The 20,788-nt window shown below is 31.4% G+C and carries 21 protein-coding genes; 5 read left to right on the forward strand and 16 right to left on the reverse strand.

The window, feature by feature from the left end; translation table 11 throughout:
- Positions 1 to 112: 112 nt before the first annotated feature.
- The 11 genes from JFU20_RS01570 to JFU20_RS01620 all read right to left on the reverse strand — a co-directional run bounded on the left by JFU20_RS01570 (position 113) and on the right by JFU20_RS01620 (position 11,681).
- Positions 113 to 1,048 carry an apurinic/apyrimidinic endonuclease family protein gene (locus JFU20_RS01570; RefSeq protein ID WP_078205766.1) on the reverse strand — a complete coding sequence of 312 codons (936 nt, stop codon included), beginning with the start codon at positions 1,046 to 1,048 and terminating at the stop codon, positions 113 to 115.
- An 11-nt stretch (positions 1,049 to 1,059) separates the two neighbouring features.
- Positions 1,060 to 1,737 carry a PIG-L deacetylase family protein gene (locus JFU20_RS01575; RefSeq protein ID WP_078205764.1) on the reverse strand — a complete coding sequence of 226 codons (678 nt, stop codon included), beginning with the start codon at positions 1,735 to 1,737 and terminating at the stop codon, positions 1,060 to 1,062.
- Positions 1,738 to 1,743: 6 nt separating this feature from the next.
- Complete coding sequence (locus JFU20_RS01580) at positions 1,744 to 2,433, reverse strand: WbqC family protein (RefSeq protein WP_002204149.1); 690 nt, start codon at positions 2,431 to 2,433, stop codon at positions 1,744 to 1,746.
- A 3-nt stretch (positions 2,434 to 2,436) separates the two neighbouring features.
- Positions 2,437 to 3,318, reverse strand: coding sequence for a GNAT family N-acetyltransferase (locus JFU20_RS01585; RefSeq protein WP_078205763.1), 882 nt, complete (start codon positions 3,316 to 3,318; stop codon positions 2,437 to 2,439).
- Between the two features lie 11 nt (positions 3,319 to 3,329).
- The gene (locus tag JFU20_RS01590; protein WP_201038238.1) at positions 3,330 to 4,478 is read right to left on the reverse strand and encodes an aminotransferase class V-fold PLP-dependent enzyme; all 1,149 of its coding nucleotides are present in this window, start codon (positions 4,476 to 4,478) and stop codon (positions 3,330 to 3,332) included.
- 66 nt (positions 4,479 to 4,544) lie between these two features.
- Positions 4,545 to 5,468, reverse strand: a complete 924-nt coding sequence (locus tag JFU20_RS01595) for an NAD-dependent epimerase/dehydratase family protein (protein WP_016096897.1) — start codon at positions 5,466 to 5,468, stop codon at positions 4,545 to 4,547.
- A 6-nt stretch (positions 5,469 to 5,474) separates the two neighbouring features.
- Positions 5,475 to 6,632: a DegT/DnrJ/EryC1/StrS family aminotransferase gene (locus tag JFU20_RS01600; RefSeq protein ID WP_151304180.1), complete on the reverse strand. Its 1,158-nt coding sequence runs from the start codon at positions 6,630 to 6,632 to the stop codon at positions 5,475 to 5,477.
- A gap of 4 nt (positions 6,633 to 6,636) precedes the next feature.
- Entirely contained in the window at positions 6,637 to 7,968 is a 1,332-nt protein-coding gene (locus tag JFU20_RS01605) for a nucleotide sugar dehydrogenase (RefSeq protein ID WP_151304179.1), read from the reverse strand.
- A 736-nt stretch (positions 7,969 to 8,704) separates the two neighbouring features.
- Entirely contained in the window at positions 8,705 to 9,181 is a 477-nt protein-coding gene (locus tag JFU20_RS01610) for a GNAT family N-acetyltransferase (protein ID WP_078205759.1), read from the reverse strand.
- A gap of 186 nt (positions 9,182 to 9,367) precedes the next feature.
- Positions 9,368 to 11,065, reverse strand: a complete 1,698-nt coding sequence (locus JFU20_RS01615; RefSeq protein ID WP_078205758.1) for a helix-turn-helix domain-containing protein — start codon at positions 11,063 to 11,065, stop codon at positions 9,368 to 9,370.
- A 208-nt stretch (positions 11,066 to 11,273) separates the two neighbouring features.
- Entirely contained in the window at positions 11,274 to 11,681 is a 408-nt protein-coding gene (locus JFU20_RS01620) for a hypothetical protein (RefSeq protein ID WP_201038239.1), read from the reverse strand.
- Between the two features lie 741 nt (positions 11,682 to 12,422).
- Here JFU20_RS01620 and JFU20_RS01625 point away from each other — a divergent pair.
- From JFU20_RS01625 to JFU20_RS01640, 4 genes are all read left to right on the forward strand, one after another.
- The gene (locus JFU20_RS01625) at positions 12,423 to 14,132 is read left to right on the forward strand and encodes a hypothetical protein (protein WP_151304176.1); all 1,710 of its coding nucleotides are present in this window, start codon (positions 12,423 to 12,425) and stop codon (positions 14,130 to 14,132) included.
- 940 nt (positions 14,133 to 15,072) lie between these two features.
- On the forward strand, positions 15,073 to 15,216 hold the full coding sequence (locus JFU20_RS01630) for a hypothetical protein (RefSeq protein ID WP_201038240.1): 144 nt from the start codon (positions 15,073 to 15,075) through the stop codon (positions 15,214 to 15,216).
- Between the two features lie 140 nt (positions 15,217 to 15,356).
- Positions 15,357 to 16,343, forward strand: coding sequence for a tyrosine-type recombinase/integrase (locus JFU20_RS01635; RefSeq protein ID WP_201038241.1), 987 nt, complete (start codon positions 15,357 to 15,359; stop codon positions 16,341 to 16,343).
- Positions 16,344 to 16,643: 300 nt separating this feature from the next.
- Complete coding sequence (locus JFU20_RS01640; RefSeq protein ID WP_172805467.1) at positions 16,644 to 16,802, forward strand: hypothetical protein; 159 nt, start codon at positions 16,644 to 16,646, stop codon at positions 16,800 to 16,802.
- Between the two features lie 117 nt (positions 16,803 to 16,919).
- On the opposite strand, the gene JFU20_RS01645 is transcribed toward JFU20_RS01640, so the two are convergent.
- Together JFU20_RS01645 and JFU20_RS01650 are read right to left on the reverse strand one after the other, a co-directional pair.
- Positions 16,920 to 17,195 carry a DinB family protein gene (locus tag JFU20_RS01645; RefSeq protein ID WP_242312071.1) on the reverse strand — a complete coding sequence of 92 codons (276 nt, stop codon included), beginning with the start codon at positions 17,193 to 17,195 and terminating at the stop codon, positions 16,920 to 16,922.
- A gap of 441 nt (positions 17,196 to 17,636) precedes the next feature.
- On the reverse strand, positions 17,637 to 18,347 hold the full coding sequence (locus tag JFU20_RS01650; RefSeq protein ID WP_151304175.1) for a DUF421 domain-containing protein: 711 nt from the start codon (positions 18,345 to 18,347) through the stop codon (positions 17,637 to 17,639).
- A gap of 609 nt (positions 18,348 to 18,956) precedes the next feature.
- On the opposite strand from JFU20_RS01650, the gene JFU20_RS01655 reads away from it, so the two are divergent.
- Positions 18,957 to 19,373: a DUF1259 domain-containing protein gene (locus JFU20_RS01655; RefSeq protein ID WP_078205821.1), complete on the forward strand. Its 417-nt coding sequence runs from the start codon at positions 18,957 to 18,959 to the stop codon at positions 19,371 to 19,373.
- Positions 19,374 to 19,639: 266 nt separating this feature from the next.
- Here JFU20_RS01655 and JFU20_RS01660 read toward each other — a convergent pair whose 3' ends face one another.
- The 3 genes from JFU20_RS01660 to JFU20_RS01670 all read right to left on the reverse strand — a co-directional run bounded on the left by JFU20_RS01660 (position 19,640) and on the right by JFU20_RS01670 (position 20,535).
- Positions 19,640 to 19,849 (reverse strand): hypothetical protein, encoded by a 210-nt coding sequence (locus JFU20_RS01660; protein WP_201038289.1) that lies wholly within the window; start codon positions 19,847 to 19,849, stop codon positions 19,640 to 19,642.
- A gap of 34 nt (positions 19,850 to 19,883) precedes the next feature.
- A complete protein-coding gene (locus tag JFU20_RS01665; protein ID WP_078205823.1) occupies positions 19,884 to 20,183 on the reverse strand; it encodes a hypothetical protein in 300 nt (99 codons plus the stop codon).
- Positions 20,184 to 20,250: 67 nt separating this feature from the next.
- A complete protein-coding gene (locus JFU20_RS01670; protein WP_078205634.1) occupies positions 20,251 to 20,535 on the reverse strand; it encodes a hypothetical protein in 285 nt (94 codons plus the stop codon).
- Between the last annotated feature and the right edge of the window lie 253 nt (positions 20,536 to 20,788).

The raw sequence follows: 20,788 nt of genomic DNA on the forward strand, positions 1-20,788 counted from the left end.
AAAACATTAATAGTAAAACCTTCCCTTCTAACATACTTATTTAGAAGAAAAGGTTTACTAAAATCATCTCTAACTTAAATTACTTGATATGATATTAAACCAGTAACTCTTTTTATATCTTTAGAAAATTCGAGTTTGCTTGTATGCCAGTAATATTCTTTTGGAACCAATTAAGAGTCTCCCATGATTTCACTCTATTTGTATAATCAGTCTCCTGTACTTCGAATACAATTCCTATATTTCTACGTGAAACTTGATTCTTTACTTTTAATAAAGTTTCATGTAATAAATGTTCATTAATAGAACCATTAGTCGGACTTTCTCCCTCAAAGCAGCGTACCTCACTATAAGGAATCGTCAAATGTTTAAAAGAACTAAAATGTAAATGTTTGATATGATTCATTAAATTTATATACTTATGAAAGTCTTTATACTCAATTTCCTCTTGTCTTAATAATTTAGAAATACCTAGACGTGTAAGATAAGTGATAGACCAATGGCATATATCCCACGTTATTCCAACATTAGATAAATCTAAATTTACCAAGTCATTAAAATCTTCTGGGTATACAAATATAGGATCAAAGTCATCACCTAAGTTTCCAATGATGGGTAAGTTTTCAACACCTATCCATATATTGGTTCCTTTTATTTCCTCATCTATCATTTTAAAGAACTCTATAATTCTTTTTCTATTATCAATAAGATTATACTTTTGAAATTCTGCTATGTTCATAAATTGATTAGCATGAACTGTTATACCTGCTGCGTTATATTTTATAGCAAGATTAATAAACTCATATAACTGTTTTTTTATAAATTCACTATTTAAATAGTCTGCATTATCAGTTGGAAAATGCAAGGTTAATAAAGATGGATTAAGTGTTTGAACAAAAGAAAGTACATCTGAAAACTTTGTTGTATATGACTTATCATGTAAAGATTCTCCATCAAAAATATTTGCTTCTAATCCATAACCTTGTTCAACCCATTTTAAATCAATTTGTTTGCTATCTAATCCAAAGAATGGTACCTGCGGTATTAACATATTCTCTTCACCTACCATGTTCCTCTTACTAACATAAATGCTTCAGCCGCTTTATATCCTGACTTTGCTCCCCATACAAAAGCATTGTGCTTCATTGCTTCTATTGAACGTGGGTGAGGAAATTCCCTTAACTCCGATTCATAATGTTTCATTGCATTTAATTTTGCCTCCAAATGTTCTTCAATATTTACGAAATAATTAGGAAGAAACTTATCTTTCTCATTATAATTCCACTCAGTAGAAGATAAGGTTTCATATGCAAACACCCATTTAATATTACTATTTGGTAGAGGTCGTGTAGCTGTCATCACTGCTCTATAAACAACAGTATGATCGATATTTATATCTCCACCATATTGAGTATAAATAATCGTAGGATTTATTTTATTAATGTGCTCTTCAATTTCTTTTACAACATCGAGTAATGGCAATGTATCAAGACGATTATCAGGAAAATCTAATCTCGCAAAACTTGTTACACCAAGTGTAGTACATGCCCCCTCCGTTTCTTTATAAGACAGGCTCTTAACCTCTAAATCTAGTTCTCTGTATTCTTTAGATCTCGAAGATTTCCCCTCTGCAAGGATTACAACATGTACATCATCACCTTGTTTCACGTGTTTTGCTATTGTTCCACCAACACCAATAATTTCATCATCCGGGTGTGCAGCAAATACAAGTACATTCATATGATTTTAAACTCCTTTAATAAATTTTTCTGTTTCCTCTGGACCACAATTTAATAAAACATCTAGCATAGATAAATGCGGTATAAACTCTCCAAATAACTGTGGGTAAGAATACTCTCTTATCCTTTGGTATATGATTTCTATATTTTCATGCTCAAAATCACTTTCTATTAAATAATCTTGACCTAAACTTCCAGAATAATAAGTATTGGCATTAAACTTTTGACAAAGCTCTAATACAAAATCACTTTTTTTCCCTGTAATCCCCTCTAGCTCTGATGCATAATATAATTCCGTATCAATATTTAATTCTTGAATAATAAAATGAATAAAGTTCATATTCATACTATTTAGATTATCCCATTTTTCTGAATAAAAATTTTCTAGATAATCCTTGTATACATTGAAATAGGGCGCATTAGAGTAATTAATTCTTATTGTCTTCCAATGCTTTCGCTCCCAATCTTGTGTATTGTCTATCTTTAACTTATTCAATGGGATTTCTTTATAATTTTTCATTTGCATCGGAACCGTTAACCAGGATACTCCTTGGGAAGTTTTAATACGATTTCTATTTAAAAAACCTTTCTTTTCAAATTGTGCTATATCATGAAATACAAACACATCCGATTTATGAATTTTTTCAAAAAAACCATACCAAGGTAAATAACTTGGTTGGTGGCCACTAATAATCATAGTTTAAATCCTCTCTTTTAAACAAAAACATTTTTTCAAAACTGCTCCCCAGTATATCTTTGGTCTAGCAATTCCTTTATTATGCGAATATCCTAAATCCGCATACTTTAATTTATTATGAATTGCTAATTCAAACGCATCATTTAGTAGCAAATATGAAGATTGTGAATTTTTCCCTATGGTATTATTAATATTGATCCAGTAATATAAAACTTGTTTATCCATTATAAAAATGCTGGAACTAATTAGTTCTTCTTCTAAGAATGCCCCTAAGAAAAGTATTTTTTCTTGTAAGTTAAGAAATAAATGATTAAAAAACTCTCTACTAAATGAGTAACTCGCCCCTATACTGTTATTATGTTCCTGATATAAATTGTAAAATTCATCTAATTCCTCAGAAGCTATAGGCCGAATTTCAACATTTTGTTTACGTGCATATCTTACACTTGTCCTAGCTTTTCCAGAACACGACGTCCATAAATCCTCAAACCTATTTGGTAGGTCTAACATATAAGTTTCTTTATAATCCCACTTTTCATTACTATAACTTTGAAAAGGATTTATCGTTATAGGTAATAAAAGTTTTTGAATTTTATTTTCAAACTTTCTATTTATTATTGATTCATAAAATGAAAAATCTATTTTATCTTGGCCAATTATTATTGGGCCTCCATAACCAATTAAACTTCCTAGCAGTCTACCATCCTGTACATACATAGGAGATAAAACTACTGTATCTCTTGTTTCTATTAGTACTGGAAAAAATTGAACACCAGGTAATAATTCCATTAATTTTCCCCATTCATAACAATGAAATACAGAACCATTGTATTCTTCCATACAGGCATCCCAATATTGGGCATCAGTACATATTTCAATTTCCATATAATCACCTTTTATTTCTTTTTCTCTAAATATATTAGAATTTGACTACATATATACTTAAGGTCTTTATTCCCTAAAGGATATTTAAAAGGTATTGATAATACTCTTGGCCATAAAAAATCTATATTTTCTGACTCGGTAGCGTACTTCGAAAAAATAGGAATTTCACTCAAAGGTAGATAGTTCCAACAAGTTTGTATTCCTTTTTCCGCCAAATATACGGAACACTCATACCTATCAGAGGGTTCTTTGAAAATAATAGTGAAATAGTTCAAATAAACATTCTGAGCTGAAAATATAATCTTTACCCCGTACTTTTCTTCAATTGATTGCAGCATCGTATAACACAAACTGGCATTACATATATTAATTTCTAAAATCTTTTTCGTTCTCTTTAAGTGTTTATCAATTAACAATGAGCGTAATGTGGACATTGTTTTTGGATATATAACTTCCGTTTCCTCTGGCAAAGAATCCAATTTGCTATCATTATAAGAAGGAAGAATCCCTGACTTTTCCCAATAATCAGTAAATAAACTCAGTAGCCTACTCTTCTTAATTCTTAAAGCTAATTGCGTTTTCAGGTGGTTTTTATAATCTAAAAGCACTTCTTCTTTCTTTTCTTCATCCATATCACACGAGTCATTTACCGTACGATTAAGAAGTAATGCTCCTCCCCCTATACTTGGGATGGGTTTAGTTCCCCCAAAACTTAAAATTCCAATGTCACCTAAACTACCAATTAATTTTTCGTTTTGATAAGAGAACATTGCTTGTGCTGCATCATCAATTATATAAATATCATTGTCTCTGGCCCAATTAATAACCTCTAAATCTTCATGACATCCATACACATGTGTAAGAATAATTGCTCTTGTATTTTCATTTGAGTATTTTTTTATTTTATTAAGAGAAAGTGAGTAATCAGTAGTCAAATCAATTAATACAGGTTTTGCTCCTACTGTTAATACAGCCTCTATTACATTAGGACAATTAAAATTTGATAAAATTACTTCATCCTCTTTTTTTATCTTTAGATACTTTAACCCTGCTACTAATGCCGACGAACCACTATTAGTTAATATAATTTCGGAATTAGGGTAGAGAGTTTGTAAACTCTCTTTTAGATTAGAATGATTGGATCTATATATACTTTTCAAAAAATATATATGATCAAATATACTCCAAAAAGAAGGATATATTGGATACTTAATTTTTTTGGGTTTTTAGGATATAGATACTGTGTTTCCATATTTCTCCTCTATTATTATCTCTAACCCTTTATTTAATGAAATAACTGGTTGATAGTTTAATAATAATTGAGCTTTTTCTATCGAAGGGATTCTTCTGAATATTTCTATGTTAGAATCTCTTACTCCCTCATCTCCTAAATTAAGAAATTCAATTTCACTTTTGTTTCCCATTAACTCATTGATTTTTCCCGCTAATTCCTCCATAGATATAGGCTTGTTATTTCCTATATTAAAATCAGCAAAATTCTCTCCTTCATATTCAAATGCTAATATAGTTCCGTTAACAATATCGCTAATATAACTAAAGCATCTAATTTGCTGTCCGTCCCCATAAATAGTAATATTTTCGCCGTTATGAGTTTGTTTTAAAAACTTAGAAATCACAAAGTTATCATTTTGTTGTGAACCGTATACATTAAAATAACGTACCACTCTGACTTTAAAACTATTATTAGCATATTCTTTCAAAAAATCTTCTGACATTAATTTGGCTTTTCCATAAGCTGATTTGGGAATTTTGACATCATTTTCTTTAAACGGAACACTCACACCATCCCCATACACCTCGGAACTAGAAGAAAATAATAACTTATCTATTCCATTTTCTATACAAACTTCTACAATATTTTTCGTGCCTTCAAAATTCACCCTGACTACATCTTCTTCATTTGAACGGCAATTATCAACACCTACTAATGCAGCTAAATGTATGACCCCATCCACATTAATAAGCTTTTCTCTTAATGTCGCAATATCTAAGATATCAATTTCTTCAAAAGGAACATCAATACTTGGTTTAAATTTATCAAATATAATTACTTCATAACCTCTTGCTATTAACTCCTTTGTAACATGTTTACCAATAAATCCACCGCCACCAATAACTCCTATCTTCATAAATATTTACCTCCCTACCTTTAATTGGTATAAACTTTTTAAAGATGTAACGATATGTTCAACCTCATTTTCTGTAAGTGCACTATACAATGGTAATGAAATAATTTGATCAAATACTTCTTCTGTTTTGGGTAAATGTACATTAAATCTCTCTTGATAATATGGATGCATATGAACGGGAATAAAGTGAACACTCAGCCCAATATTTCTCTTTTTCATTTCTTGAATCATCTGATCTCTACTGATAGGAGAATTAGGATTAATCTTTATAACAAATAAATGCCATGCATGTTTTATACTTGGATTGTTTACATAGTTAGGTAATGTTATATACTCTTGGATTTCTTTTAATTCTTCCTGGTATATTTCCGCTATTCTCTTTCGTTTTTCAATCATTTCATCAGCTCTTTTTAACTGACTAATACCTAAGCTAGCTTGTAGATCCATCATGTTATACTTAAATCCAGGTAATAGAACATCATAACGCCAACTTCCTTTTTCGCCATAACGATTCCATGCATTCTTGGTGATGCCATGCCAACCATATAATCTAGCTTTTTCAGCAATCTCCTCATTTTTAGTGACTAACGCTCCACCTTCACCTGTTGTTATATTTTTAGTAGCATAAAAACTAAAACAAATAATATCTCCATGTGTACCAATCAAAGTATCATCATACTTAGTTCCTAATGCATGAGCCGCATCCTCTATCAGAAATAACCCGTGTTCTTTACATATCTTTTGAAGTTCTTTTAATTTGGCTGGGTATCCAGCAAAATGAACTGCAATAATGGCTTTAGTTTTTTTAGTGATTTTTCTTTTAACATCATGGAGGTCAAGACATAAATCCTCTTCATCTATGTCTACAAATACTGGTTTTGCACCTACATGCATAATAACGTTTACACTTGAACAAAAAGTAAAACTTGGAACTATTACTTCATCTTCTAATCCAACCCCCAAAGACAATAACGCTAAATGTAACGCCGCAGTCCCTGAATTGCAACTTACTACATGTTCAGTATTTAGATATTCTTTTAAATTCTCTTCAAACTCTATCACTTTTGGCCCCTTTGAAAGCCATCCAGACTTAAGAGCACGAATAACTCCCTCAACATCTTCATCATTTATTTCTGGTCGATAAAAAGGAATAAATTCTACCATATAATCACCTACAAACATATAATATTTTTTTATATATTGATTCATCTTTAAATATGTTTCTTGTATCTAAAATTAAGCAATTTGCCTCATTGAACAAATTAAAATTAATACAATCATGATCCGTATGAACAATAATTAAATGGTATTTATTTAATGCATTCATAGTTAAATCGATAGATTTTTTTAAATTATGATTGTCCACAATTAGATCCTCAATAAATGGATCATGGTAATCGACGTTATACCCTTCTAGCATTAAACCATTCATAATATCCAAAGCTGACGATTCTCTAGCATCATTAACATTTTTCTTATATGCTACGCCAATCATAAGAACATTCTTTCCATCTTCATCTTGTAGTAACTGTAATGCCCTTTTAATAATATAATTTGGCATGTTTTCGTTAATTTCTTGTGCTACATCAATCATTCTTGTTGCCAAATCTTTATTATTTGCAATCCACTTAAAATATATAGGATCAATTGGAATACAATGTCCTCCTACACCAGGACCTGGATAGAATTTTTGAAATCCAAACGGCTTAGTCCCAGAGGCATCAATTACTTCCCAAATATTAATGTTTAATTCATTACATATTTGTGTCATTTCATTAATAAATGCAATATTTATAAAACGGTAAGTGTTTTCTAATAACTTCGCTGTCTCTGCCACTTCTGGACTACTGACCTTATGGATCCCATTAATTAGGTTACTGTAAAAGGCTGCAGCACAATCTGTACAATTAGACGTAACTCCACCTACAATTTTAATAATATCTTGGATTGAAAATGATTTATTCGCAGGGTCAATCCTCTCTGGAGAGTACGCTACAAAAATATCTGTACCAATTTCAAAATTGGTTTCATGTTCTAATTTATATAAAATCTCTTCTCTTGTTGTACCTGGATAAGTAGTACTTTCTAGAATGACTAATGTACCCTTTCTAATGTACTTGACTATTTCATTAGCTGCTGAATGAATATATGTTAAATCTGGTTGTTTACTATCTTTTTCTAAAGGAGTAGGAACACATATAACGACAACATCACATCCATTTATATATTTCATTTCTGTACTAATAAAAAACCTATTTGTATGTAAAGCATCTTGGATTTCGGTATCCTGTATATCACTGATATAACTTGTTCCACATTCTAATTTTTCTATTTTAGCTGTGCTTTTATCGAATCCTCTTACCTCATAACCTGCTTCTAAACATTTAAGAGCCGATGGTAGTCCAACATATCCCAGACCAATATATCCAATACACGCACTTTTATTCACAATTTTTTCAACTAATGATTTTTTAATTTCATTATTTAATGCAGTGACCATTACTTATCACTTCCCCAGAAATTTAATATCAAAATTTTTACCAGTAATTGATAATTGCGCGTTATGAAAGCCCATAGATGCACGTAAATTATTAAACAATGGAACAAACTAAATTATTAACACTATCATTCCTCCTAATAAGATACATATTTAAATTCACAAAAAAACCCCTAGAATTTCGAGGTATTTTTTTATATCTATAATGTTCACATGTTATTTTATGGGATTCAATCAATTTTTTTCTTTTTTTCACTTTCTCAATATAGAAAAAAATTTGTTATCATAAAAATAATAATCTATAAAACCTTATATTTTTATATTATAAAAATGACGTGATACTTGTTATAGCTGCATTTTTTTAATCCCCCCGAAAAAAAGAAAGAATTTTCCTTCTTTTAATTCGAAAGATATAACTCATCAATTTGTTAATAAGAGTATTCAATTATTATTAACTGTAATATTTTTTACTGTTTTTACTTTTTATTGAAATTAATAGAGAAACATCTATCTGAATAATAAAAAACATTTTGAAATATTTTCAAATTCAAACCATAAATGATATACCTTTTCTAAAAATAACTTTGCAATAAAAGAATTTACAATTCAATTCAGGCCTTCTCACATACTTCATTTTTTAATGAAGCGTTAAGGTTTACATTATTCAAAAAAAAATCGTAACATCTCATCAATCAACTGAGAGTTACGATTTTTGATATATGATTACTTTTTAATTTTTTTATAAATATTGCGTTAACCTAATCATATCTATACACTGAATACCATTTTCATATATTTCATCTTCATAATTGCGTAAGAAAAAATTCCTATCCACATTTGTTATTCTAAACCCACATTTTTGATAAAGGCCTAATTGCATTAAGCTAGAATTTCCCGTCCCTATTTCTATGGTTTTATATTTCTCTTTTTTAGCATAGTCTATAGCAAACCCAAGCAAATATTTCCCATATCCTTTTCCCTGTTCTTTTTCAGAAACTGCTATATTTATAATCTCAATTGTTTCAGGACGAGTAGGAATTAAAATCATAATCCCCACAGTAATAGTATCCTTTTTTAAAACAAAACAGTCCCCTTGTTTAAGGTATCCATTAACTACTTCTGATGAAGGATCAGCTAGTAATAATAACTCCATTTCTTCTTTACCAATGCTTGTACTTTTTTCAATACTAATTTCATCCCAATTATTTAATTTCATTTTCAATACTCCCCCTTTTAACTAATATATTAAATGAATTCATTCTCACAAAACAATATCAACAGTTATTTTAAAATGCAGTAGTTGGTTCCTATCATCTATTATTCTAAATAAAATACACATACATAATGTATGTGTATTTTCATTTTCGCTATTTCTTAATAAAAAAGTAGTTTTTAGGCTACGTTACATCTTCTCTAATATTTCTTGTCTTTCACACCATTTTGTTAACTTTTCTAATGCTTTTTTAGACAAGCGTTTTGTTTTATAATTACAAAATCTAGACAGCGTAGATGGCGAAATACTAACTTCATCTGCTATTTCACGAATACTTACATTTTTTTCATTATGCACTTTCAGTATTTGATCCCGAATTTTCTTCTCTCTTTGTTCGACTGGTTCCACAGTCTCCCTAACCTCTTCAACAACTGTTACTACAGGTAATTGCTCTTGTGGTTCCTCTATAAATTTCTTTCCTATTCCACTATCCATTGACTGTAGCATTTCCTCAGGTGGTAAAATAGTTATCCCTAAGTTAGCGTAATAATTTTTAAACCAGTTACGTTTCCCAATTTGTTGTTCATCAAGCGGGTCACTATACTCCCAATGAGAGATTACTTTTTCATTTTCTAAATCCATTAAAACATTCTCTAGCTGTTCTCTAATACGATTCGGCTTCCAATCTTTTGGAATATCCATTACTGCTAGTAGCCCCTTATCCCCTCCTATGGAATAGGGCTTTTTCAATGATGAATACATTTGTCTAATTCTCCATTGCCATGTTAAGTATCGAATTAACCTTTTATGATATTTATGTCTATAACTATTGTATTCAAGGGCCTTTTTAGACAATAATGCTGTTGTATTATTTGATCCGTATAAATAATTCGTTAAAAAACTACCTGGCTTAATACGACAAGATTCAATCCCCATATATTCGTTTGTAACACTATGTCTCCACAATACAACCGAATCTAAAACAAATAACCTTTTAATAACCTCACGCTTTAATTCTACTCGTTCTCCTTCGTCATCACGATCGTTTAGTACTACGACCTCATTATCATCATTTAAATAGATAAAAATGCTTGCTAAAGCCGCAATCCTCTTCGCTATTTTAATTTTATCTTCCGCTCGATAATATTCTTTATTTTTAACGACTGTCTTTGGAATATTGCACATCTCTAAAACTTGCTCGTATGAAAAATCAATGAATTCATCTGGAGATTTCGCCTCATTTATCCACTGTATTGTAATTGCATCTAAACAGTCTGCCGTCAAATCATCCATATTACTCATTACATCATCAACAAGGGTATTCCATCGAGCTGATTCTTCATTGTTTGTAAGTCTTAAATCCTCGTCTTTGTGTGAAGAAAGTTGAGCTACACCATTAGAAGACTTCGTTTCAATGGGATACTGTAGGACTTTACTTTTTTCATCTTCTTCAAATTGATTCTTTGCAATTCCATCTCTTAGTTTATAATAAACAGCAGAATTATTTACTTCGTAATAATCCTCATGGTTCACTATATTTGTCTTATCTATATTTTGATCATTTTCTAATATTATGGAATTTGAATGCGCTACATTCTGAAATTCTTTTTCTATATACTCTTCAATTTCCTTATATATTTCTTCCTTATAAGAATCAATCTTCGCATAAATTTGTACTAATGTAATTCCGGATTCTTGCTTTTTCTCTAACCAAGATACTAATGCAGTAAATGATGGAGAAGCATAGTGTGAGGTTAGTACTTTGTTATTATTATTTTCAACATCTTTAAAGTACGCATTCCACTTGTTCCATAATAGCTCGTTCGTTTTATAAATTGGCTCAGAGATTAGCAATGCATCTCGGAACATTTGTAATAAGTTATCCACTTTATATTCCTCCCTAAACCATGGATCACAACAAAGTAGTTTTCATCATAAAAATCTTTACTACTATTATATTTAATTTATTGTAACAGATATTTACAAGATTTTGCGGTTTCTTCTCCTTAATTCCTTAACTTGCAACATGTTTGCTCTTGCTTTTCCCTATTCCTCTTTACTTGCATTCCTTTTGCGCTTTTCTTTCCTTTACTCTTCAACTTGCAACATGTTTGCTCTTGCTTTTCCCTATTCCGCTTTGCTTGATTCCTTTTGCGCTTTTCTTTCCTTTACTCTTCAACTTGCAACACGTTTGCTCTTTCTTTTCCCTATTCCTCTTTACTTGCATTCCTTTTGCGCTTTTCTTTCCTTTACTCTTCAACTTGCAACACGTTTGCTCTTGCTTTTCCCTATTCCTCTTTGCTTGCATTCCTTTTGCGCTTTTCTTTCCTTTACTCTTCAACTTGCAACATGTTTGCTCTTTCTTTTCCCTATTCCTCTTTACTTGCATTCCTTTTGCGCTTTTCTTTCCTTTACTCTTCAACTTGCAACACGTTTGCTCTTGCTTTTCCCTATTCCTCTTTACTTGCATTCCTTTTGCGCTTTTCTTTCCTTTACTCTTCAACTTGCAACATGTTTGCGGTATCCTTACCCTATTTCGTCTAACTTGCAACAGTATATTTTTCTCTCAACCTAATAGATTACACAAAAAATCGTTCTATTTTTAAATTTTTGAGTGATTTTTTTATACTTACAACAAGTTACTCAAATAAAATGCAACATGTTTGCGGTATCCTTACCCTAACTTTTTTGTCTTTTTTAATCTAATCCCTTATATATCAAGGAATTAGGTGCTTTTACTTATTCTTATACATATAATTCAACTTGCAACACGTTTGCGGTATCCTTACCCTTATTTTTCGCATAAGATGCAACACCGTTTGCGGTATCCTCACCCTATCGTAATCCATACAAATCTAATTAAACCTATCACATCAACGATAATCGTTATATTTCATGATTAATAAGCGTACTTCTTAACTTGCAACACGTTTGCGGTATCCTTACCCTAACTTTTTTGTCATTTTCAATCTAATCCCTTATATATCAAGTGGGGAGATGACTTTTTACTTATTCTTATACATATAATTCAACTTGCAACACGTTTGCGGTATCCTTAACACAAAAAAAATTAATAGAATTCTCATATCCCTTGATACACCTAGCTTTATAAGCTGTTGCAAGTTGCTATCTTTCTTCTTAAAGGAGCACCTTTCGCCAATTTTCGATTTGCTATAATCAAAATTGGTACATTTTATAGTATTTTGACATATATTTCTGAATTTGCAGAACGGAGGTGAAAAAGATGGGGAAATCATTTATTATTCAAAATCAGCGTAGCTTAAATGGAAAAACAACAAATGCTGTTTTAGTTACACTAAAATCTTGGCAGAAGTTTGTTGCAACATTTGAGGAGAAGTACTACAGCTATAAAGATACATATTTAGAAGATATTCTGCAGCACATGACATACGAAGAACGTATTGCGGATGTAGAAGGCTTTGTCGAACAAGCGAAACCATCTTTTTCACGTCGAGCAATGTCTGCACTTGCAGAAAAAACAGGAAGAAAACATAAGTTATATGGTATTACGAATGCAGATCTTGAAGTGTTCTTATATCTACATAAAAAATGCTTTACTAATGGTGTCATTCCAAATGTAACGATACATATGATGTGGGAAGATTACAAGCAATATAAAGAAGAATTTGCATACATCCAGCATTCTCAGTTCTATATTGCTCTAAAGAAATTAAGTATACATAACATAATCTCTATCGAAAATGGCGTAGATGGTCGATATACAATCAAATTGACTCATTTTATGAATGAAGAAAAAGAAAAGGCTAATCCATACGTATATATTAGTCCTGTTGTATTTACAAAGGCTTTCTTTAAGCTATCTGTAGCAGCTAAGAAACTATTCTTAGACATTGCTATGCAACAACATACCGAAACAACGTTAAAGCGTTCTTTAGACAAGCAGGACGAAAGGGGCAACAAAACTCACTTTGGTGGGATGTATCGTTTCTTACATAAAAAATATCCGCACCAAATTCGTGCGGTTATCGAAGAATTAACAACTGCTTTACCATGTACGGGTAATCCCCTATTCAAAATTTGCAAAATGCAAAAAGGTGTAAGGCATACAAAACGATATACAACCTTATATCTATCTATCCATTCGGACTTCTTATGTACGAAAGAATCTGGAGAAGAGCAACACAGGGATCCATTTACACCAAAAGCTACCTATGCTCGTAAAGCGAAATTTATTGAATCAGTCCTACAAGAAATGAATATCGGTGAACTGTCTTCAGACATGAATAAATTCATTCATGTTTTAAAGCATACTTGTCATCGTCAAATTCGTGGTGTAATTCGTGGACTTCGTGACATGGTTGATCGAAAAGAAGGATACCCAACGAAAATTGTATATACATTGAAAAAATTATTGCATCAAACATCTCAATATCAAATTCTTGATACTGCGGCGAAAGAAGGCATCTACCCTCTTATTGCGCAACATATACCAAAAGAGAGAAATAGTGACCGTGAACAAGCTGTCTTTAATTTCGGTCTACATTATTCCATGTACTCTCTTCGCAACATTAAGAAGATGTTTAAAAATGTGCATGCACTACTGAAGCAGAAGTTTGCGGTACCAGTGACGGAAGAATCTTATCACCGTAATTATCTAAAATACCAGGAAGAAACGTTATTTAGAAAATATGCATATGATCAGGGAGTGAATCTCCATGCATATATCGCTTTAGAAATTGAAATGCGTGAAAAATTAAAAGTTCGTGGCCATAAAGAACGCACGATTCCAAGTGATGTACGTGAATGGTTTATCGAGGCAATTGATAAGCTGCCACAAGAAAAACTTCGTGTTATTGAGCTGCCAAAGCAGTTTAATTTACTAGAGTTTATGCGTACCTTCGAACGTTTAGTACGTGCTGGTGTAACAATAACAGCTCCAGATCAGGTGCTAACCGCAATGGAAATAAAATAATAGCAACAAGCTCTCTATTTTTGAAAACATCGAAAGTAGAGGGCTATTCGTATTTGTTTCATTAAGATCCCCTTTCCACTACTTTATTTATAAATACCAAATCAGAAGGACTTCATGTAAAATGGAGTCTTTTTTTATACAATTCTATACAAATCCTCTTCTACCTACAGAAGAATCTCCACACTACATATTGAATATTCTTCACGTATAGTAAAACATCCGATTTTATATCTACAAAAAATCAGAAGGATATTTATAAAAACAGTGGATATGAGGACAATTATGATCAAATGTGAATAATATTTTCCCAATATCCTTGATAATACTACTGTCGTTAATTTCATCTAATAAAAATCATCAATAATAATGTGAGTTATGTGTAAATACTGAGTAATGTTAACAAATAGCTACATTATCTGAACAAAATGTGGATAATTGGACGCTACATACTGCTCCATTTAACAAAATAAAGAAAATACACCCTATTTCCATGGCTGAATAAATATAATGTGATTTGTATCAATTTCTTTCCGATTTCATGTAGAAATATATGATTTTCTTTCTGCTTTTTTGTAGAATTGAAAGTCTAATAATCATTGAATCTACGGATACATTTTCTACTATTTATGATTTTTTATGTTCTAACATCAAATTTTTCCTTGTGGGAGTAGGTCTTTTCCCTATTTTTGATAACCTATAAAAGTTTTATCTTTATTTCTTTTTAATATATAAGATATATATTTATAATAGATTTTATTATTACTAGTATGATTGTTAATAAGAAGTCTGACCTAATTGAAAATATTTGTTAATTCAGTTATAATAATGGTAATTAAACATATCATTACCCACATACAAAAGGACAAACCTACGTATCCCTACCAGGACGAGGTTTGTCCTTTTTTCATTTTATAATCAATTAATAATTGGAGGATTAAACATGGTCGTACTAAATAATACAACTAATATAGCAATGAATGAATATAACGAAATTAGATTTTTTAAAGGGGTTTTTTGGGGATTATTACTTGTACTCCCTTTTTGGAGTATTATGATAGCCTTATTCATTTGGCTTTGTAAATAATAATCAACATATCAAAAATGCAAAGGGTTGTTTGTCCGTTTGCGTTTTTGATATGCCAGCAACCGTGCATAGCAGAGGGCGGTAGCAGGTCTTTCACCTATTTTTTGTTATAATATACCCAAAGAAATTAGGTGATTATAATGAACGAGACAATTAGGTTAGAAGAAACATTAGAAGCTTTTTCTAATTACTTAATTGAAAAAGGTCGAAAACATTCTACGATACAACGTTATTCTTACGATATTAAGGATTTTTTTAAATGGTTAGAAGTAAATGAGATACTTTTTCATATCAAATCGTGGAGTGAATTATCTCCAAAAGATTATCAGGGGTATTTCTCTGAGTTAGAAAGCAAGCGCAAATATTCCCAGAAAATAAGGCACAGAATATGGGTGGTTTTAAAGAAATTGAACATGTTTTTAGGGATAGATAGTCCATTAGATGAGTTTCACCTCTCCTTAATTCCTGATCAATCACTAAGTGATAAGGATTTTATTACTGCAACGGAAGAAAAGCATTTAAAACAAACGATACTTTCAACAAAGGGATTAACAGAAAGACAAGCTAAATATCGCCCTCTTATTATGGATAGAAACGCTTGTATAATAAATTTAGTAGTAAACTATGGGTTATCCTTGCAAGAGCTTGTATCGCTTAATATGAGCCATATACAGTTTGCTAGAAATAGTTTAATTGTTCCAGGAGAGGATGGAGTAACTAGATCTGTATTCTTAACTGATGAAGATACAAAGCAACTTTATAAATATTATACGATCATTCCAGAACCCGTAAGACCTCGAAAACATACTGATAATCCCCTATTTGTTGTATTTGATTTTAACCGGGGTACTTATCGTTGGGTGTACGAAAATGATGCGCCAAAGGCCTTGTCTGAGGTTGCTGTGCAAAAAATGATACGACTTGAAGTAAAACGTGCGGGGGGAAATAGGCGTATTTCTGCACAGCAGATGAGGAATACATTTATTCTCCGTCTTATTAAGCAAGGAATAAATGAAGATGAATTGGTAAGTAGAATGGGGTTCAAAACTAAGATATCTCTAAAAAGATATTTCCGATATTTACAACAAGTTCCACTCAAGCACGTTCAAAACAATACAATAGATTAAAGACACATGAATATTAACAGTAAAGATAGTAAGGATATTAAATTAAATATATAGAAAGACGATTAGTTATTGAAATATAAAGCCTGTATCGATGATTACCAAGTAATTATTGATACAGGCTATCTTTTAAAGCATTTGTCATATTCAACTAACGCATACGTTAGTTGAACAACGAATATATGTTTATTATTCAAACGAAAGTCCCTTTATTTTAAGTGAATTTCAATCGAATCCTTGGAATATACTAAGTGTTTTTGTAAATAATAGGATTGTTAAATCAATAAATAAAGGAGGACTTTTATGCTACAGAATCAACAAGACAAAGAAAATTTGGGTTCTAATATGAAACAAAAATTTGCGGGAACTGATGCACAAAAAGTAAAACAAGAAATTCAAAAAGATGTTAGCCAAGGGCAAGGAGCAATGACCTCCCGTGAGGCAGGAGCAATGCGCGATTAAAAAACCACTCTAAGTGGTTTTTTATTTTTCTACATGTAAATTAAACACTTTACAACTCTCATTTTGATTTGATGGTTTAGATAATCTGTAGTAAATAACCTCTTTCTTGTTCATTTACTACAATAAAAAGATGTTAAATAGTCTTCGAAATGTAGATTCATTATCTTCTGCTTGGGGTTCATTCGCTGTTTTACCAAGAAATCGCATCAGAAGTCTCTTTTTATAGAAAAATAAATGACAAACTAATTCCCAAATGGAATTCATTTCCCCCTCCGGTTTCCAAATTGCCTTTTCAAAAGTAATATTCTTTAGCACTTTTTCAAGTGGCGGAAACCAGTCTTCTTCATCTAAGCAGCTTGCCCATTGTTGTGACAAAAGTGTTTTTACATCCATTTTCGATTTTTGCCCTCATAGTGAGTTACTTCTCCATATATTTTTACGGTCGTAAATGTCATCGTTATAAGAAGATGACCGTCTTTGATATTCTAGGGATTGTGTATAAAACGACGGTGAAGCATAGACAAGCTGCCTAGCGAAAAAATCACGTTTTAATAGGCTTCTTTAGTATGCCTACTTTTCTATCAATTGCTAGTTTTGAACCGAGGATCGTTTCATATCTAGTAAGTTACTTGGTTAGCTTGATGGGCATGTGGCGGTCCCCCATGTCCATCAACTCAAGAGATTCTAATACCCCCAAGCATCAAAAGATGTTATTTTTTCTAACAAGCTAGATTAGAAAGGATGACGTTTTCTTATGAATCATTCAAGATGAACTACAACCATTTGCGGAAGGATTACAACGATATGTGCACCTGTGTTTTCAGAAGAAATAGCCTATTCTTGGTCCATTGGAGAAGTAATGTTATCTTTATATGTATCAATATAAATATTTCCATTTGCAGCAAGTACAGCATACGTAACATCTTTGTAGCGAAGGTTACGTTTTTTTAGTTCACATTGTAACCCTAACTCTGTCTGATTGTTTTGCCTTAGGTTTTCTGTCATAATTTCTCCATCCATAATTAGCTCGATGGGGAGTTTAGACTCTTTTTTTATCGGTATATTTAAATCTTGTTTTGTAACATTACGATATTCAGGTTTTTTCAAAACAGATATCTTACCATTTGTTTCAACTATGACATAAAGAACTTCTTCAATGTTGAAAATACCATTCTCTCTTAATTGTTGGTTTAAATAATCTAGAGAATAGCGCATTTTCCGCATATTATTTTCTAAAATTTTCCCATTTTCAATAATGACTGTCGGATTTCCAGCAAATATTTTTCTGCCTATCCGACTTTTCATGGATATATAACTAACCATTAGAATGATAAATACTAAAATAAGAAAAGCGATGACTGCATGATGAGTTTTTACATTTAAATTAAATGCCAAATTTGCAATAATACTTCCGATAGAGATAGCACCAATAAAATCAAAGGTATTCATTTCAGCGATAATTTGCTTTCCTAATATTTTAGCTCCGATAAATAAAATCGAGAAAGATAACAGTGTTCTCAAAATAATCTCTATATGTTCAGACACAAGTAGCGCCTCCTTTTGGGATTGCATGTTCGTATTATAATAATTTATATAAGGATAGTATGTATCATTGTAAAAGAATTTATTATGTTCAATAGCATTAAATAGTTCATGTAGATGAATTAATCTCGGTTCTGTTGCCAAGTTTCTCAAGAGATAAAAAGAGACATGAATGTAAGAGGAAATATAATGATGTTGAATGTTTTAATAAGGAGTACATTTTTTGAAATCAAATAAAATAATAATTATCAAAAAGAGATTGGATTCCCTTAAAGAGTATTAACTAGATAAATATGAACTGATTTGAATTACCGGGATATGTTTTCTACCTACAAAATCATGTATCACTCTCACCTATCCAGAAAATCATAACTTTTTAAACTGGTGATTTCTTTGAGGAAAAACAATCATGTACCGACAGGTATTAATATTTTAAGAACGTCCCTAAAATATATTTTTGGTGTTTTTAAATTAAATGAGAAGTGAATATGATGTGCATTTTTTTCTTATTATCTAAATAAGGGTTTCTTAAATTACTTATATAAAAGCTAATGGACGAGTATTAATACTTATGAAGTAACTTTTATCTGATAAGAAAGGGGCATCAGATTTATGAACAACCTTAATTTCCTTTGTGAACAATTTGCTAAAATTCTTAATGGGAAAAGCAACATAAATCAGGGTGTTTGTTCTGTCTCCTTGCGTCGTAATATTAAAGTGTTTGTTCAAGGACGACCAAGCACCTCAGTGATACCGGTTGGGATATCTTTTGAATCGTTAGATCAAAATGGCAATGCGTTGAACTTTGGAGAAATCGCTATTTTACAAGAAGAAATCCCTTTATTTATGCAATCAATTGTTCAACAAGGGATTATTGTTAGCGCCTTACATAATCATTGGTTATATATGAAACCATTGATTATGTATATTCATATCCAATCTGTTGAACCACCATTGAGTTTTGCAAAAAAATTGGCAAATTCCTTTTCGGTTTTAAGTAGTTATCCAATTACTGATAACGGGAGCTAATGTTAAGTAGATCATATTTATTCATTTCCTATATCGAGAATCATGTGAACAAAAAATGCCCTCCAGCTAAGTGATCTGGAAAGCATTTTTATGAATTTCTAGATACATTGAATTTCGATAACAGGAATTATGTAAATGAGCTGTCCATATGGGCGGCTTATTGTATTTGTTGCTTAGCATAGGGGTTTTCCGAAATGCTGGTGGTACCACATAGCCATCAAGCTAAAATTTTTTAGTACCCCCACTTCAAACAGTCCGTTAGGACGTTAAGTGGCGGGTAGTTCACCTCCACATACTGCTTGTCCGTTATAACCACTGTTTTCTAAATCAGGCATTTCGTTTGCAATAAATCCGTTGATAAGCAATTCAAAGGATTGACGAAGTTCTTGATTATTAGGAAGGACTTCTTTTGACTGTAATAAGTCAAAGAAGTTCTTGATTATTAGGAAGGACTTCTTTTGACTGTAATAAGTCAAAGAAGTCCTTCCTAATAATCATTTGAATGCGCCCTTACACACGAACCGGTAGGATTAACTGCAAATTAGAATGAATTGTATCCTCTGCTCCCACTACCACAATAGGTCTCTGATTACTAATCATTTTTATCGCGATTTTTTCAGAAGATATCGTTTGTAGTGCTTGCAGCAGATATTCCACATTACAAGCCAATGTAAATGCCTCTACTTGATTACATGGAATTTCTACTTCAATGTTTACAACTTTTAGATGGTACGGCATACGGCCATTGCTAAAAACATCCCCTACACAAATTGTCCAAAGACTCGTTTCAATTTCAGTTACAACATTCATTATATATGCTCCTCTGCAGATTAATAAAAAAGACATTGAACAAATTCGTCCAATGTCTTTTTCCCTCTTATATATTCTTTAACTCAAAGTACAATTTTCCAGGTTTTCCATACATGTTAATTTCATTTTGATATACGACAGCTAATTGCTGAGACATCTCAATGCTTTCCATATAGGATAAAGAAGCAGCTGCTTCTATTTTTTCTTTAATTTCATTAGGAATAACTGCGTAAGATAAGCTATCCATTTTACTTCCTAATTTAGTATCTGTAGCAGCCTCATAATAAATTTCGGTAATTAAGACCTCATTATCATCTGGATCATACATATATCCTCGGTTAACTGTAATCATATTAAAGTACTCCTCTCAAGTTTCACATTCTAATCCCTTGTGCTTTTAGCATTGCAACAAGTATCTTACGTATATAAATACTCTAGTTCTTAATTTTTATATTCCATTCTTTATCTAGTTTACTATAAATTAGAAATTAATCTCTTTCTTTGCTGTCAAATTCAAAAATCTTTAACAATAGTAAGAGACGATAAAGACCTGGTAAGTGTTTTTCTCCATAATAGAAATAGAATTCCTGCGATTCTTTTTTATA

This window comes from Bacillus sp. TH30, assembly GCF_016650875.1.
GTDB classification, from domain to species: domain Bacteria; phylum Bacillota; class Bacilli; order Bacillales; family Bacillaceae_G; genus Bacillus_A; species Bacillus_A mycoides.

Coding starts and splice junctions, on each gene's coding strand:
- JFU20_RS01575 (WP_078205764.1), bottom strand. CDS start 1,737: ATGAATGTACTTGTATTTGCTGCACACCCGGATGATGAAATTATTGGT.
- JFU20_RS01640 (WP_172805467.1), top strand. CDS start 16,644: ATGCTACAGAATCAACAAGACAAAGAAAATTTGGGTTCTAATATGAAA.
- JFU20_RS01600 (WP_151304180.1), bottom strand. CDS start 6,632: ATGGTAGAATTTATTCCTTTTTATCGACCAGAAATAAATGATGAAGAT.
- JFU20_RS01630 (WP_201038240.1), top strand. CDS start 15,073: ATGGTCGTACTAAATAATACAACTAATATAGCAATGAATGAATATAAC.
- JFU20_RS01625 (WP_151304176.1), top strand. CDS start 12,423: ATGGGGAAATCATTTATTATTCAAAATCAGCGTAGCTTAAATGGAAAA.
- JFU20_RS01645 (WP_242312071.1), bottom strand. CDS start 17,195: ATGGATGTAAAAACACTTTTGTCACAACAATGGGCAAGCTGCTTAGAT.
- JFU20_RS01610 (WP_078205759.1), bottom strand. CDS start 9,181: ATGAAATTAAATAATTGGGATGAAATTAGTATTGAAAAAAGTACAAGC.
- JFU20_RS01585 (WP_078205763.1), bottom strand. CDS start 3,318: ATGGAAATTGAAATATGTACTGATGCCCAATATTGGGATGCCTGTATG.
- JFU20_RS01605 (WP_151304179.1), bottom strand. CDS start 7,968: ATGGTCACTGCATTAAATAATGAAATTAAAAAATCATTAGTTGAAAAA.
- JFU20_RS01570 (WP_078205766.1), bottom strand. CDS start 1,048: ATGTTAATACCGCAGGTACCATTCTTTGGATTAGATAGCAAACAAATT.
- JFU20_RS01580 (WP_002204149.1), bottom strand. CDS start 2,433: ATGATTATTAGTGGCCACCAACCAAGTTATTTACCTTGGTATGGTTTT.
- JFU20_RS01635 (WP_201038241.1), top strand. CDS start 15,357: ATGAACGAGACAATTAGGTTAGAAGAAACATTAGAAGCTTTTTCTAAT.
- JFU20_RS01595 (WP_016096897.1), bottom strand. CDS start 5,468: ATGAAGATAGGAGTTATTGGTGGCGGTGGATTTATTGGTAAACATGTT.
- JFU20_RS01665 (WP_078205823.1), bottom strand. CDS start 20,183: ATGAATGTTGTAACTGAAATTGAAACGAGTCTTTGGACAATTTGTGTA.
- JFU20_RS01670 (WP_078205634.1), bottom strand. CDS start 20,535: ATGATTACAGTTAACCGAGGATATATGTATGATCCAGATGATAATGAG.
- JFU20_RS01655 (WP_078205821.1), top strand. CDS start 18,957: ATGAACAACCTTAATTTCCTTTGTGAACAATTTGCTAAAATTCTTAAT.